At 67.1% G+C, this 13290-nt stretch carries 11 protein-coding genes and 1 tRNA gene; 3 read left to right on the top strand and 9 right to left on the bottom strand.

Translation table 11 applies throughout. The features are described from left to right. Positions 1–3: 3 nt before the first annotated feature. Positions 4–1683 (bottom strand): DUF885 domain-containing protein, encoded by a 1680-nt coding sequence (locus KIT89_RS03310; RefSeq protein WP_297603134.1) that lies wholly within the window; start codon positions 1681–1683, stop codon positions 4–6. A gap of 10 nt (positions 1684–1693) precedes the next feature. Further along, on the bottom strand, positions 1694–4354 hold the full coding sequence (polA, locus tag KIT89_RS03305) for a DNA polymerase I (protein WP_297603133.1): 2661 nt from the start codon (positions 4352–4354) through the stop codon (positions 1694–1696). A 71-nt stretch (positions 4355–4425) separates the two neighbouring features. Between polA and KIT89_RS03300 the strand changes: the two genes are divergently transcribed. Beyond that, positions 4426–4851 carry a hotdog fold thioesterase gene (locus KIT89_RS03300; protein WP_297603132.1) on the top strand — a complete coding sequence of 142 codons (426 nt, stop codon included), beginning with the start codon at positions 4426–4428 and terminating at the stop codon, positions 4849–4851. Positions 4852–4869: 18 nt separating this feature from the next. Here KIT89_RS03300 and KIT89_RS03295 read toward each other — a convergent pair whose 3' ends face one another. After that, on the bottom strand, positions 4870–5511 hold the full coding sequence (locus KIT89_RS03295; protein WP_297603130.1) for a response regulator: 642 nt from the start codon (positions 5509–5511) through the stop codon (positions 4870–4872). A gap of 49 nt (positions 5512–5560) precedes the next feature. Here KIT89_RS03295 and KIT89_RS03290 point away from each other — a divergent pair. Further along, positions 5561–5643, top strand: a tRNA-Leu gene (locus tag KIT89_RS03290). 15 nt (positions 5644–5658) lie between these two features. Here KIT89_RS03290 and KIT89_RS03285 read toward each other — a convergent pair. Genes KIT89_RS03285 through KIT89_RS03275 form a run of 3 tightly spaced genes read right to left on the bottom strand, consistent with a single transcriptional unit; the run spans position 5659 to position 9843 of the window. Continuing rightward, on the bottom strand, positions 5659–7116 hold the full coding sequence (locus KIT89_RS03285; protein WP_297603129.1) for an aminobutyraldehyde dehydrogenase: 1458 nt from the start codon (positions 7114–7116) through the stop codon (positions 5659–5661). Positions 7117–7144: 28 nt separating this feature from the next. Beyond that, positions 7145–8551: an FAD-binding oxidoreductase gene (locus KIT89_RS03280; protein ID WP_297603128.1), complete on the bottom strand. Its 1407-nt coding sequence runs from the start codon at positions 8549–8551 to the stop codon at positions 7145–7147. After that, positions 8548–9843: a glycosyltransferase gene (locus KIT89_RS03275; protein ID WP_297603127.1), complete on the bottom strand. Its 1296-nt coding sequence runs from the start codon at positions 9841–9843 to the stop codon at positions 8548–8550. The genes KIT89_RS03280 and KIT89_RS03275 overlap by 4 nt, the downstream gene beginning before the upstream one ends. A 110-nt stretch (positions 9844–9953) precedes the next feature. On the opposite strand from KIT89_RS03275, the gene KIT89_RS03270 reads away from it, so the two are divergent. After that, the gene (locus KIT89_RS03270) at positions 9954–10565 is read left to right on the top strand and encodes a TetR/AcrR family transcriptional regulator (RefSeq protein WP_297603126.1); all 612 of its coding nucleotides are present in this window, start codon (positions 9954–9956) and stop codon (positions 10563–10565) included. On the opposite strand, the gene KIT89_RS03265 is transcribed toward KIT89_RS03270, so the two are convergent. Genes KIT89_RS03265 through KIT89_RS03255 form a run of 3 tightly spaced genes read right to left on the bottom strand, consistent with a single transcriptional unit; the run spans position 10544 to position 13282 of the window. Further along, positions 10544–11620 carry an ABC transporter ATP-binding protein gene (locus KIT89_RS03265; protein ID WP_297603125.1) on the bottom strand — a complete coding sequence of 359 codons (1077 nt, stop codon included), beginning with the start codon at positions 11618–11620 and terminating at the stop codon, positions 10544–10546. The two genes, KIT89_RS03270 and KIT89_RS03265, sit on opposite strands and share 22 nt — an antisense overlap. Then, positions 11617–12387, bottom strand: coding sequence for an ABC transporter permease (locus KIT89_RS03260; RefSeq protein ID WP_297603123.1), 771 nt, complete (start codon positions 12385–12387; stop codon positions 11617–11619). The genes KIT89_RS03265 and KIT89_RS03260 overlap by 4 nt, the downstream gene beginning before the upstream one ends. Beyond that, the gene (locus KIT89_RS03255; protein WP_297603122.1) at positions 12374–13282 is read right to left on the bottom strand and encodes an ABC transporter permease; all 909 of its coding nucleotides are present in this window, start codon (positions 13280–13282) and stop codon (positions 12374–12376) included. The genes KIT89_RS03260 and KIT89_RS03255 overlap by 14 nt, the downstream gene beginning before the upstream one ends. Positions 13283–13290 lie beyond the last annotated feature (8 nt).

Below are 13290 nucleotides of genomic sequence, written 5' to 3'. Positions count from 1 at the left end.
GTCTCAGCCGAGCAGGGTCGACTTGAGCGTGTCGAGGCCGACGCCTCCGAGATCGAGAGCCTGCTTGTGGAAGGTCTTGTTCGAGAAGTTGGCGCCCTGCTGAGCCTTGGCGGCGTCGCGAATTTGCTCCCACAGGCGCTGGCCGACTTTGTAGCTCGGCGCCTGGCCGGGCCAGCCCAGATAGCGGTTCACCTCGAACGTCACGAACCCGTCGTTCATGTTGACGTTCTCGCGCATGAACGCGAAGGCGTCGTCACTCGTCCAGACACGACCCGTGGTGGGGTGGATCTTGCCGAGGTGAACGCCGATGTCGAGCACCACCCGCGCGGCGCGCATGCGCTGGCCGTCGAGCATGCCGAGCATGTCGGCGGGGTCGTCGAGGTAGCCCAGTTCTTGCATGAGGCGCTCGGCGTAGAGCGCCCAGCCCTCGGCGTGCCCGCTCGTGCCGGCGAGCAGCCGGCGCCACGAGTTGAGCTGCGCCCGGTTGTAGACGGCTTGCCCGATCTGCAGGTGGTGGCCGGGAACGCCCTCGTGGTAGACGGTCGTGGTCTCGCGCCAGGTGTCGAACTCGTCAACGCCCTCGGGAATGCTCCACCACATGCGCCCGGGGCGCGAGAAGTCATCGGTGGGGCCCGTGTAGTAGATCGCGCCACCCGGAGTGGGCGCGATCATGCACTCGAGTCGCTTCACAGGCTCAGGAATCTCGAAGTGCGTGCGCGACAGCTCGTCGACCGCCGTGTCGCTCAGCTGCTGCATCCACGCCTGCAGCGCCTCGCGCCCGTGCAGCTTGCGCGAGGGGTCTTGCTCGAGATGGGCGATGGCCTCTTCGACGCTCGCGCCCGGCACGATCTCGTTCGCGACCCGCGTCTGCTCGTCGACCATGCGCCGCAGTTCGTCGATTCCCCACTCATAGGTCTCGTCGAGGTCGATCGTCGCGCCGAGGAAGCTGCGGGAGTGCAGAGCGTAGAGCTCTCGACCCACGGCATCGACGTCGCCCGCTGCCGGCGCCAACTCGTGCTCGAGAAACTCTGCGAAGTCGGCATAGGCCTGGCGCGCGCCGTCGGCGTTGCGCTGCAGATCGCTCTGCAGCGTTTCGCTCAGCGTGCCGCCATCGATCGCGGCCGACGAGGCGAACTCGGTAAAGAAGCCGTCAGCGCCGGCGTTGCGCCGCGCCTGCACGAGCACTTCGACCACTTGCCGTCTGGCGGGAGTGCGCCCGAGGCGAATGCCCTCGCGCAGCGTCTCGGCATAGCCGCTCAGCGCGTCTGAGACGTTCGCGAGCTTCGTCGAGATCGTCGACCAGTCTGCTTCTGTCGCGGTCGGCATGAGGTCGAAGATCTCGCGCACGCTCTGCGCGGGTGAGGCGATGACGTTCAGGTCGCGCTGCGTCCATCCGGCGTCGTCGAGCTCGAGCTGCAACCGCAGCTCGCTCGAGAGATCGGCGATCGTCACGCGGTCGACATCGTCGACGGGGGTCGACGAGTCGAGTTCGCTGAGGGTCGCCTCGGCGGCGGCGCGCAGCGCCGCAGTGCCAGACGGCGAATAGTCGGCGAAGCGCTCGACGGGGCCGGGCACCCCGGCATAGATCGCGACGTCGGGGACGAGTTCTGCAAGGGTCGACACCCAGCGCTCGGCGATCGTGTCGACGGCGGTGGGCGTTCGTGGTGCGGTCGAGTCAGACATGCCCGCCAGCCTAATGCGCAGCGTCGTCCCAATCACGGCCCACGCCGACCTGCACGTCGAGCGGCACCGCGAGATCGGCCGCAGCGCCCATGCGTTCGCGCACGATCGCCTCGAGCGCCTCACGCTCACCCTCAGCGACCTCGAAGACGAGCTCGTCGTGCACTTGCAGCAGCATCCGCGAGCGCAGCGACTGCCGCGCCATGTCTTCCGCGACGGTGTTCATCGCGATCTTCATGATGTCGGCAGCCGAGCCTTGAATGGGGGCGTTGAGGGCTTGTCGCTCTGCGTTCTCACGCAGCACGCGGTTCGTGCTCTTCAAGTCGGCGAACGGCCGGCGGCGGCCGAAGATCGTCTCGGTGTAGCCGTCGGCGCGCGCTTGCTCGACGACACTGCGCAAATAGTCGCGCACCGCGCCGAATCTCGCGAAGTAGTCGGCCATGAGCTGCTTCGCCTCAGAGGTGTCGATGCGCAGCTGCTTGCTCAGGCCGAAAGCACTGAGCCCGTAGGCGAGCCCGTAGCTCATCGCCTTCACCTTGGTGCGCATCTCGGGCGTCACGTCTGCCGGATCGACCGAGAAGATGCGTGCTCCGACGAAGCGGTGCAGGTCTTCGCCCGACCGAAACGCCTCAATGAGGCCTTCGTCGCCCGAGAGGTGCGCCATGATGCGCATCTCGATCTGCGAGTAGTCGGCCGTGAGCAGGCTCTCGAAGCCCTCCCCGGCGGTGAAGGCCGCCCTGATGCGATGCCCGACCTCGGTGCGCACCGGAATGTTCTGCAGGTTCGGGTCGGTCGATGAGATGCGCCCTGTCGTCGTGCCGGTCTGATCGTAGGTCGTATGGATGCGTCCATCGGCGGCGATCGCCGAAGAAAGAGTCTCGACGATCTGACGGAGCTTCGTCGCGTCGCGGTGCTGCAGCAGCAGACCGAGGAAGGGATGCGGATGCGCCTCTTGCAGGTCGGCGAGAGCGGCAGCGTCGGTCGAGTACCCCGTCTTCGTCGCGCGAGTCTTCGGCATGCCCAACTCGTCGAACAGCACCTCTTGCAGCTGCTTGGGCGACCCGAGGTTTACTTCTCGCCCGATCTCGGCGAACGCCCTCTGCGCGATGTCGGTCGTCGTCGCGCCCAACTCTGCGTTGAGGGCATCGAGAGCCGCACGATCGACGGTGATGCCCGTGCGCTGCATGAGCGCGAGCACGGGGGCGGAAGGCAGTTCGATGTCGCGCAGCACCCCAGCGCTCGACTCAGGCAGGGTGCGGCGCTGCTCACCCACCAGACGATGCAAGAACCACGCCACCGTGGCCGGAGAGATGCTCGCGGTGTCGGGAACCAGCTGGTTCGGGTCGGCCTGCGGCATCGACTCGTCGAGCGCGTCTCGCACCAGATCGACCAAGTCGTACGACTTGGCACCGGGGCGCTCGAGCCACGCGGCGAGTCGAGAGCACCACACCACCCCGTTGAGCTCGATGTCGAGCCCGGCGAGCACTCCTGCCGCCGATTTCACATCGGCGAGCAGCTTCGGGCTGTCGCTCGACAGCCACGCCTCGAGAGCCGCATAGTCGGGCCGGTGCGCGGCCCAGTTCACCTGCACCGATTCGGTGGCGGTGGCAAGACCGAAGGCGGCGAGCTGCCCGTGCGGAGCATCCACCACCACCGCGACCTCGAGGCCGGCCTGATCGGCGGCGCGCAACCACGCTGCAAGCTCTTCGTCGACGAGCGTGCGCACCGCGGGAAGGTCGGTGCGCGGCGCGGTCTCGGCGACCTCGCCCATATCGGCGCCCTCGGCCTCGGCGATCTTGAGCACACGTTCGGTGAGCGTTCGAAACTGCAACCGCTCGAACACCTGCTTGACCGCGGCGACATCCATCGGCCGACGATCGAGGTCGTGCGGCGCCACGGGCAGGTCGAGGTCGGTGACCAGGCGGTTGAGCCTGCGGTTTCGCTCGGCCCGGTCGCGCTGCTCGCGAAGATTGGTGCCGACCACTCCCCCGATCTCGTCGATGTGCTCGAAGATGCCGTCAAGCGAACCGTACTGGGTGATCCACTTCACCGCGGTCTTCTCGCCGACCTTATCGATACCCGGAAGGTTGTCGCTCGTCTCGCCCACGAGCGCCGCGATCTCGGGGTACTGCTCGGGGTTCACGCCGTACCGCTCGCGCACCGCATCGGGGTCGTAGCGCTTGAGCTCAGACACGCCGCGGGCGTTCGGGTAGAGCAGCGTCACATCGTCGGTGACGAGCTGAATGGTGTCGCGGTCGCCCGAGACGACGAGCACGCGGAAACCCTCTGCGGCCGCCCGTGTCGCCAGCGTCGCGAGAATGTCGTCTGCCTCGAAATCTTCTTTCGTGATGGTCGGGATGCTCATGGCTGCGAGTGCCTCTTGCAGGAGCGGCACCTGCCCCACGAACTCGGGCGGCGTCTCGCCGCGCGTGCCCTTGTACTCGGGGTACTCGCGCGTGCGGAACGAGAATCGCGAGATGTCGAACGCCACAGCGGCGTGGGTCGGTTTCTCTTTCGCGAGCAGGCTCAAGAACATCGAGAGAAAGCCGTGGATCGCATTCGTGTGCTGGCCGTCGCGCGTGACGAAACTGTCGATCGGCAGAGCGTAGAAGGCGCGGAAGGCCAGAGAATGACCGTCGATGAGCAGCAGAGTAGGCTTGTCGGAGTTCGTCACGCCGCTCAGCCTACTCAGGCGATCCGACGCCGTGAACGGCACACTGCCTGCCCCTTTCGAGGACACCAATCATGACGATCCTGCCCCCCGACCTCGACCCAGAGCTGTTCGAACGACTGGTCTCGAGCGGCGGCGGAGCGCTGACGCGGCGCATGGGCATCGAGTTTCTCGAGCTCTCGGCCGAGCGATCGGTCGCCACCATGCCCGTCGAGGGCAACACCCAGGTGATCGGCCTGCTGCACGGCGGCGCGCACGTCGTGCTGGGCGAGAGCCTCGGCTCGATCTCGTCGGCGATGCACGCCGGGCCGGGCCGCTACGCGGTCGGCATCGAGATCAATGCCACGCACAGCAGGTCTGTCACCGAGGGGCTCGTCACCGGAACATGCACGGCGCTCGTACTGGGTCGAACACTGTGCACGCACGAGATCGTCATGACCGACGAGCAGGGGCGCCGGCTCTCGACCGTGCGCATGACCAACATGCTGCGCGACCGCTGACGATCGGCGCTCAGAGCCCTACGACGATGCGTCGTCGCCTGACTTCTTGGGCGACTCCTTCTTGGTGCCCAACTGGTCGATGATCGCCTGGGCGACCGCCTGCATGGTCGTTCGGCGATCCATCGACGCCTTCTGGATCCATCGGAAGGCTTCGGGCTCGGTGAGGCCCATGCGCTCGTTGAGGAGCCCCTTGGCGCGGTCGACGAGCTTGCGCGTCTCGAACCGTTCGACGAGATCGGCGACCTCGGCCTCGAGCGTGAGAATCTGCTGGTAGCGGCTGAGTGCGATCTCGATCGCCGGCAGCAGGTCGTTGGGCGTGAAGGGCTTCACGACGTAGGCGAGCGCGCCCGCCTCGCTCGCCTGCTCGACCAGTTCTTTCTGACTGAAGGCGGTGAGCAGCACCACCGGAGCGATGTGGTTCTCGCTCAGCCGCTTGGCCGCCTCGATGCCGTCGAGCTGCGGCATGCGGATGTCCATGATGACCAGATCGGGCCTCAGCTCGGTCGCGAGAGCTACCGCCGTCTCACCGTCGCCCGCCTCACCGACCACATCGAAGCCGTTGTCGCGAAGAATCTCGACGATGTCCATCCGGATGAGCGACTCGTCCTCGGCGACGACGACTCGACGGGGTGCGCTTGCGTTGAGATCTTGGTCACTCACGCCACAGAGCCTACGGTATCGTCGAGCACGAAGGGCCGCAGCGGCCCGAGCCGGCTTGGCGGAATGGTAGACGCGGCGCACTCAAAATGCGTTGTCCGAGAGGACGTGTGGGTTCGAGCCCCACAGCCGGTACAAACTCACCACTACTCACGCTGGTCTGAAGCCCGTGGTCTCGGGCGGCAGCGCGTGGCGAATCATGAGGTGGCGGCTCACCGAGTACTCGAGCAGCGGCTCGATGCTCATGTCTTTGCCGAAGCCAGACTGCTTGACTCCCCCGTGCGGCGCTTCTGAGGCGATCGGCAGGTGGTCGTTGACCCACGTGACTCCGACGTCGAGCTTCGCGCTCACGCGAAGCGCCCGCGACACGTCGCGAGTCCACACCGACGATGCGAGACCGTACGCGCTGTCGTTCGCGAAGGCCACGGCCTGCGCTTCGTCGTCGACGGGAAGCACGACGAGCACGGGGCCGAACACTTCGCCCTGCACGATCTCGGAGTCTTGAGCTGCACCGACGATGAGCGCGGGTGTCAGGTAGAACCCGGGTCGATCGAGAGCGACACCCCCGGTGAGCACCTCGGCGCCTTCTGCCGTCGCTCGCGCCACGAAGCCCTGCACTGCCCGGCGATGAACGCCGGTCACCAGCGGCCCGATGTCGGTTTCCGCATCGAGCGGGTCGCCGACGCGCACCGCGGCGAGCCGCTCGCGCAGTGCGTCGACAGCCTCGGCGTAGACCGAGCGCTCGACGTAGACGCGTGTGGCAGCCGTGCAGTCTTGGCCGGAGTTGTAGGTGGCACCGAGGGCGACGGCGTGGGCCATGCTCGCGAGGTCGGCATCGGCGAAGACCAGTACTGGCGCTTTTCCGCCGAGCTCGAGGTGCACGCGCTTCACGCGATCTACCGCCCCCGACATCACGGCGCGACCTGTGCTGGTCGAGCCGGTCACCGAGATCATGTCGACCTCGGGATGCCGCACGAGTGATTCTCCGATGTCGCCCCCACCGGTCACGACGTTGATCACACCGTCGGGAATTCCTGCCTCGTGCGCCAGCTCGGCGAGCCGCAGGGTCGAGCGAGGCGTCGTGGGCGCTGGCTTGAGCACGATCGTGTTGCCCGCGGCGATCGCCGGGCCCGCTTTCCACACCGCCATGATCAGGGGAAAGTTCCAGGGCGTGATGCCAGCGACGACGCCGACCGGGCGGCGGGTGATGATCGAGGTGTACCCCTCGCTCAACGATCCCGCCCCGGTGCCCTCGAGGCTGCGCGCGGCCCCGGCGAAGAACCTCAGGTTGTCGACGGCGAAGGGCAGCTCGCCGTCGCGCGCGACGGTCAGCGGCTTTCCGGTGTCGAGCATCTCTGCCTCGGCGAGGGAGTCTGCATGCCGCTCGACGGCGTCTGCCCACCGCAGCATGTGCGCCGACCGAGCGCCGGGCGTGAGCGCCCCCCACTCTTCTTGCGCCGCCCGCGCCGCCGAGACCGCGCTCGAGGCCTGCTCGACGCTCGATTGCGCGAACTGGGCCGAGACGATCTCGTCGGCGGGATTGACGAGCTCGATGCGCTCGCCCCGCCCCTCTTCGCTGCGGCCGGCGATGATGGTGGAGGTGGTCATGGTCGTTGACCTTTCTGCTCGGGCACTGTCACGACGTGAACCCGAGCCCGAGACGATCGAGGGTGCGGAGCCAGAGGTTGCGTCGACCTTCGCGGGCGTCGGAGTTGATGATCGATCGTCGAGTGAACTGGATGATCGGATTGCGCAGCGGCTCGGGAGGGATGGGAATCGGGCGCCGCCGCACGATGCCGTAGCGCACTCGGGCCGAGTCGGCTCGTTCGAGCAGGTCGAGGGCGACGTCGGCAGAGAATCGCGCTGCCCCGACTCCCAGACCGGTGTGCCCGATCGCATAGGCGACTGAGCCTCCGACGGCCGTGCCGTAGGCGGCCGTGAATCGCGTCGTCGAGTCGATCGGCCCCGCCCACATGTGGCTGAACCTGACATCGCGCAGCTGCGGGAAGGTCTCGGCGAACTGCCGAGCGAGCAGCGCATGCGACGAGCCCGCATAGTCGAGTGCGGGGTCGATTCGCCCCCCTCGGTGATACACCGCGTCCCACCCGCCCCACAGCACGCGTTCGTCGTCGGTGAGCCGGTAGTAGTGAAACTGGTTGCCCGCGTCTGTGAGGCCCTGCCGTTCGGCCCAGCCGAGCGACGATCGCTGCTCGGGGGTGAGCGGCTCGGTCATGAGCACGTGGTCGTACAACGGCATGATGTAGCCGCCCAGTCGCCGCAGCGGCGACCGGTATGCCGCGGTCGCGACGACGACGTGCCGCGCGCGAACGCTCGAGCCGTCGGCCTGCCTCGAGATCACTCCCGCACCGTCGCGCCTCAGCGACGTCACCCGGCTGCGGTCGAAGATCTGCACTCCTCGGCGTTCGAGGTGCGCGGCCATGCCCCACGCCATGCGGGCAGGATCGACCAGCGCGTTGCCGGTGCGCACCCTCAGCCCGGCGAGGTAGGTGGGCGAATGCACATCGGCCTGCACCTGTTCTCGGTCGTGCCACTCGGCGTCTTCGCCGTATCGCAGCGCCAGCTCGTGCGCGCTCTGCAGGTGCGGAACATGCCATGGCTCGATCGCGAGCGTCGTCTTGCCGACCATCGAGAATCCGCAGTCGATACCTGCACCCTCCAAGTCGGCACGCATCGCCTCGAGATTCGCTCGGCCTTCGCGCGTGATCGCCGGCATGTCTCGAGGCCACAGCGCCTCGCCGTGCGCGAGACCGTGCGTGAGCGACGCCGACACGAAACCCCCGTTGCGCCCGCTCGCACCGAAGCCGATCGTCTCGGCGTCGACGATGGCGATGGAACGCGCCGGGTCTCTGTCGAGCGCGCGCCACGCCGTCCACAGCCCGGTGAAGCCGCCCCCGACGATCAGCAGGTCGACCTCGAGACCGTTCTCGATCGGCGCCCGAGGTGCCGGTGCATCGGCACGATCAGTCCAGAACGGCGCGCGCACTGCATCTCGCAGCGACGCGGGTAGTTGGGCTTCTGTCACTGACGGCGACCCTGGCCCAGCGCTTCGAGGCGGTCGGCGGCCAGCCGCAGCCCTGATCGAGACCGGATGGCCTCGCCCGTCGCTCGAGAGCGCTCGACGCGCGCAGGGTCGTTGAGCTGGTCGTCGATGGCGGCTCGAAGCTCTTCGGCGCTGAACTCGTAGGTCGACAGCCGCACGCCGAAGCCCTTCTCGTGCACCCGCTGCGCGTTGTCGTACTGATCCCAGAACAGCGGCAGCAGCACCATGGGCTTGCCGAAGTGCATCGCCTCGGTCGTGGTGTTGTTGCCGCCGTGCGTGATCACGAGGTCGACGAGCGGCAGAATGCGGGTCTGCGGCAAGAACTCGGCCCCCCACATGTTGTCGGCCAGTTCGATCTCTGCGTGGCGGGGGCCTTTCGAGACGATCACGCGATACGGCTGGTCGGCGAGAGCCGCGATGACCGAGCGCATGAGGTCGACGTCTGCGCTGCCCAGCGAGCCGAGACTGAAGTACACCAGCGGCCCGTCGAGCGCGAGAAACTCTTCAGGAATCTCGGGCTCGGCATCGGTCTCGCGCACGGACGAGTCGATGCGCAGCCACGAGTCGTCGAGTGGGCGGGCATCGACGTAGTCGAGCTCTTCTGGATACACGTAGAGGTTGAGATCGCCCGTGTGGATGAAGTCGAGGTCGGGCAGCGGGGCCGCACCCTGCTCTTGCACCCACGTGTCGAACTCGCGCCACATCGGTCGATGCGTGCGGTCGTACTCGGCGCGGAAGGCGTGCCATTCGTCGCTCTCGGTCTCGGGCAGGCCCGAGAACACCGGAGCGATCGCCTCACCGCGAACCTCGAGCGGATTGCACGACACGATGCGCACGAAGGGCACGCCAGCGGTGACCAGTGCCGGGAAGGTGATGACGTTGTCCTCGATGATGACGTCGGGCTTCGTGCGCTCGATGATCGCCTGCAGTTGCGGCTCGCAGTAGCGAGCGCCGTCGATGAGCTCTTGCCAGATGGGTGCCGTCACGGTCTCGAGCTGCTCTCTCGTCGATCGACGAAACTCCGGGCTGACCGCCGTGATGTAGTCCTTCCAGAACTGGCCGGCATCTTGCTCGACGGCGTCGTCGGGCGGCGGTGCGAGGTCGACGAGGTCTTCTTCGAAGCCCAGCGCGCTCAGCTTGCCGGCCCACGACGCCTCGGCCGCGAACACCACGCGGTGCCCGCGACGCAGCAGCTCGTTGCCGATTCCGATGCAGTTGTTGGTGGGGCCGTAGGCGCTCTCCGGCATGAACAGAAACGTCAGCTTCTCTGGCATGAGTGGTGTCCTTTCCATCGGGGTTGAGTGTGTCGGTGGTGACGAGCGGCCCTATCATGGAGTGCCCGCGGCGGGCCAGGCCGACCGAGTCGCAGCGAGAGGCAGCACACATGGCAAGGCCCAAGAAGCAGGATGCTCGGCGCGACGAGCTCGTCGCCGCGACGCAGCGCGCCATCTTGAAGAGCGGGCCCGACGGCGTGCGGTTGAACCGGGTGGCCGCTGAGGCCGGTCTCACCTCTGGCGCCGTGCTGTACTACTACCCCGACATCGACGAGCTCGTGCTCGAGGCCAACCGTGTCGGCATGGAGCGCTTCTACGACGAGCGCATGCGCATGATCGACTCGCTGCCCGACGACCCGGTGGTGAGGCTCCGGGCGCTCATCGTCTCGGGCCTGCCGCGTGATCCAGACGACCCGGGTGTTCGCCTGCTCTGCGAACTGGGCGGTTCTGCGGGGCGCAATTCGGTGCTCGCTGCGCTGCTGACGACGCTGTTCGACCGGCAGGTCACTCTGTACCAGACCGTGCTCGAGCAGGGAGCCGCGAGAGGCCACTTCGCGTTGCGCGAGGCTTCTCAGCGCATCGCGCGCAACCTCGTGGCCCTCGAAGATGCCTACGGCTATCGCATCGTCGCTCGTCATCCCTCGATCGGGCACAGCGAGGCGGCAGAGCTGCTGCTCGACTACGCGAGGCTCGCGACGGGTCATCCGCTCACCGACGAGTGAGTCGGGCGCGGGTCGACCGCGACGATGCGGGCACGATCGTCGTGCCAGCTCGCACCGAGTCGAGCGCCTCGCCGAGGGGTGTCTTCGGCGTGCACGGTGCCCGAGATGACGCCGAGGGCGCCCTCGAGTTCGACGCGCACGGTCGTGCTGCCGCCGTGGAAGGTCGTGTCGACCACGACTCCGCTGACGCGGCCCGTGTCGACGTCGGTGAAGGTCACGTCTTCGGGCCGCACGATGAGCATGCCCTGCTCTCCGACGACTCCGTCGTGATCACCGGTGATGGTGCCGAGGGCGGTGTCGAGACCGGTCGCCGTCAGGGTGCCCGCGAACTGGGTGGATGACCCGATGAACGAGGCGACGAAGTGGTCGGCCGGCTCTGAGTAGAGTCGCGCGGGTGTGTCGATCTGGCGCACGCGACCATGGTCGAGCACGGCGATGCGATCTGCCATCGACATCGCCTCTTCTTGATCGTGCGTGACCACCACGAAGGTGAGCCCCACCTCGTGCTGCAGGCGCTTGAGCTCGAGCTGCATATCGCCTCGCACCTGCCGGTCGAGCGCCGACAGCGGTTCGTCGAGCAGCAGCAGTCTGGGCCGCTTCACGATGGCGCGCGCAAGAGCCACACGCTGCCGCTGGCCCCCGCTCAACGCCGACGGTCGACGCCGCGCCAGCGCCGTGAGCCCCACCGTGTCGAGCACCTCGCCGACGCGCCGCTTCACCTCGGCTGCAGCCAGTCGTTCTGACTCAAGACCGTAGGCGATGTTGCGCTCGACGGTCATGTGCGGAAACAGGGCGTACGACTGGAACATCAGATTGATCGGCCGCTGGTGGGCGGGCTTCGTGAGCAACGATTCGCCGTCGAGCACGATGTCTCCGTCACGGGGATGCTCGAAGCCCGCGATCGACCGCAGCAGCGTCGTCTTGCCGCACCCCGAGGGGCCCAGCAGCGCGAAGAACTCGTTCTCGCCGATGTCGAGGCTCACGTCGTCGAGTGCGATCGTGTCGCCGTAGCTGTGGCGCAGGTGGCGGATCGAGAGCAGGGGTGATGGGCTCATAGTGACTCCGTGATGCGGGTGAGGCGCTGCGTGGCGATGATGGCGAGAAGACTGACACCGAGCAGCATGGTCGCGAGTGCGTTGACCTCGGGGGTGACCCCGAAGCGCACCATCGAGTAGATCACCATCGGCAGGGTGGGGGTGTTCGGTGCGGCCGTGAAGAAGGCGATCACGAACTCGTCCAGTGAGAGGGTGAAGGCGAGCAGCGCCCCGGCGACGATGCCGGGTGCGAGCTGCGGGATCGTGACGCGAAGCAGCGTTCGCACGGGGCCCGCTCCGAGATCGCGTGATGCCTCTTCGAGACTCGGATCGACGTGCGACAAGCGTGCGAGCACGATGGCCGTGACGAAGGCCATGGAGAAGACCGCGTGGGCGATGAGCACGGAGTGCAGCCCGAGCGTCAGCTGCACGAGGCCGAACAGGCTCAAGAGCCCGATGGCGAGCAAGAGGTCTGGCAGCAGCGCCGGAGCGATCGCGAAGGCTCTGATGAGCCCCGACCTCGTGTACCGGCTGATGCCGACGGCCAAGAGCGTGCCGAGCACTGTGGCGATCGCCGTCGAGCCCGAGGCGACGATGAGGGTGTTGCCGAGGCCCTGCATCAGGGCGCCATCGCGAAACACCTCGGCGTACCACTCGAGTGAGAACCCGCGCCACACGAACAGGCTCGATGAGGCGTTGAACGACATGATGACGACCACGACGATCGGAATGTACAGAAACGCGAAGGTCAGCCAGAACGGCGCGGCGAATGCTCTAGGTGTGCGCACGATCGCCACCCCCTTCGGCTCTGGCTGCCGCCCGTGCCTGCAAGACCAGCAGCAGCACGAGGATCGCCGTCAGCACGAGTGCGAGAGCGGCACCGAATGGCCAGTCTCGTGCCTTGAGGAACTGGTCGCGGATGAGGTTGCCGAGCAGCAACGACTTGCCGCCGCCGATGAGCTCTGGAATCACGAAGTTCGCCATCGACGGCACGAAGACGAATACGCACCCGATCAGCATGCCGGGGAGTGCCAGCGGAATCGTGACGGTGCGGAAGACGCGCCACCGGGATGCTCCGAGGTTCGTCGCCGCTTCTTCGAGCGAGGGATCGATGCGCTCGATGGCCGAATAGAGGGGCAGGATCATGAGCGGCAGGTAGATGTAGAGCAGGCCGACGACGACCGCAGGCTGGGTGTAGAGCATCCTGATCGGTTCGTCGACGATGCCGACCGCGACGAGCGCGCCGTTGATCCAGCCAGCGTCGTTCAGCAGGATGATCCAGGCGTAGGTGCGGATGAGGAAGTTCGTCCAGAACGGCAGGAGCACCAGAATCAGCGCAGTAGTGCGCCACCGACGCGGCAGTCGCGAGATGACGTATGCGGTCGGAAAACCCAGCGCGAGTGCGAGCAGGGTGGTGATCGCCGCCGTTCCGAGCGAGGTCGTGATGACCTGCACATACACCGGCTCGACGAGTCTGGCGAAGTTGTCGAGCGTGAACTCGGGCACCACTCCCCCGAAGCGGCCGCGCGTCAGGAAGGCGTAGCCGACGATCAGGCCGAGGGGAACGAGGAAGAACAGCGCGAGGTACAGCGACCCCGGGCCGAGCAAGGCGACCGGCGCCCAGCGGCGGGGCGGGCGAGAGCCCACCGCGCCGCCGGGCGCGCGAGTCGAGACAGCCGGCATGCCGCGGG

Source organism: Microcella sp. (assembly GCF_025808395.1).
Taxonomy (GTDB): Bacteria; Actinomycetota; Actinomycetes; order Actinomycetales; family Microbacteriaceae; genus Microcella.
The sequence above is the reverse complement of the archived record's forward strand: the minus strand, read 5'-3'. Positions and strand labels throughout refer to the sequence as shown.

Excerpts from the sequence above, each read along its gene's own strand:
- KIT89_RS03275 (WP_297603127.1), bottom strand. The coding sequence starts at position 9,843 with ATGCCAGAGAAGCTGACGTTTCTGTTCATGCCGGAGAGCGCCTACGGC.
- KIT89_RS03285 (WP_297603129.1), bottom strand. The coding sequence starts at position 7,116 with ATGACCACCTCCACCATCATCGCCGGCCGCAGCGAAGAGGGGCGGGGC.
- KIT89_RS03310 (WP_297603134.1), bottom strand. The coding sequence starts at position 1,683 with ATGTCTGACTCGACCGCACCACGAACGCCCACCGCCGTCGACACGATC.
- KIT89_RS03265 (WP_297603125.1), bottom strand. The coding sequence starts at position 11,620 with ATGAGCCCATCACCCCTGCTCTCGATCCGCCACCTGCGCCACAGCTAC.
- KIT89_RS03270 (WP_297603126.1), top strand. The coding sequence starts at position 9,954 with ATGGCAAGGCCCAAGAAGCAGGATGCTCGGCGCGACGAGCTCGTCGCC.
- KIT89_RS03255 (WP_297603122.1), bottom strand. The coding sequence starts at position 13,282 with ATGCCGGCTGTCTCGACTCGCGCGCCCGGCGGCGCGGTGGGCTCTCGC.
- KIT89_RS03300 (WP_297603132.1), top strand. The coding sequence starts at position 4,426 with ATGACGATCCTGCCCCCCGACCTCGACCCAGAGCTGTTCGAACGACTG.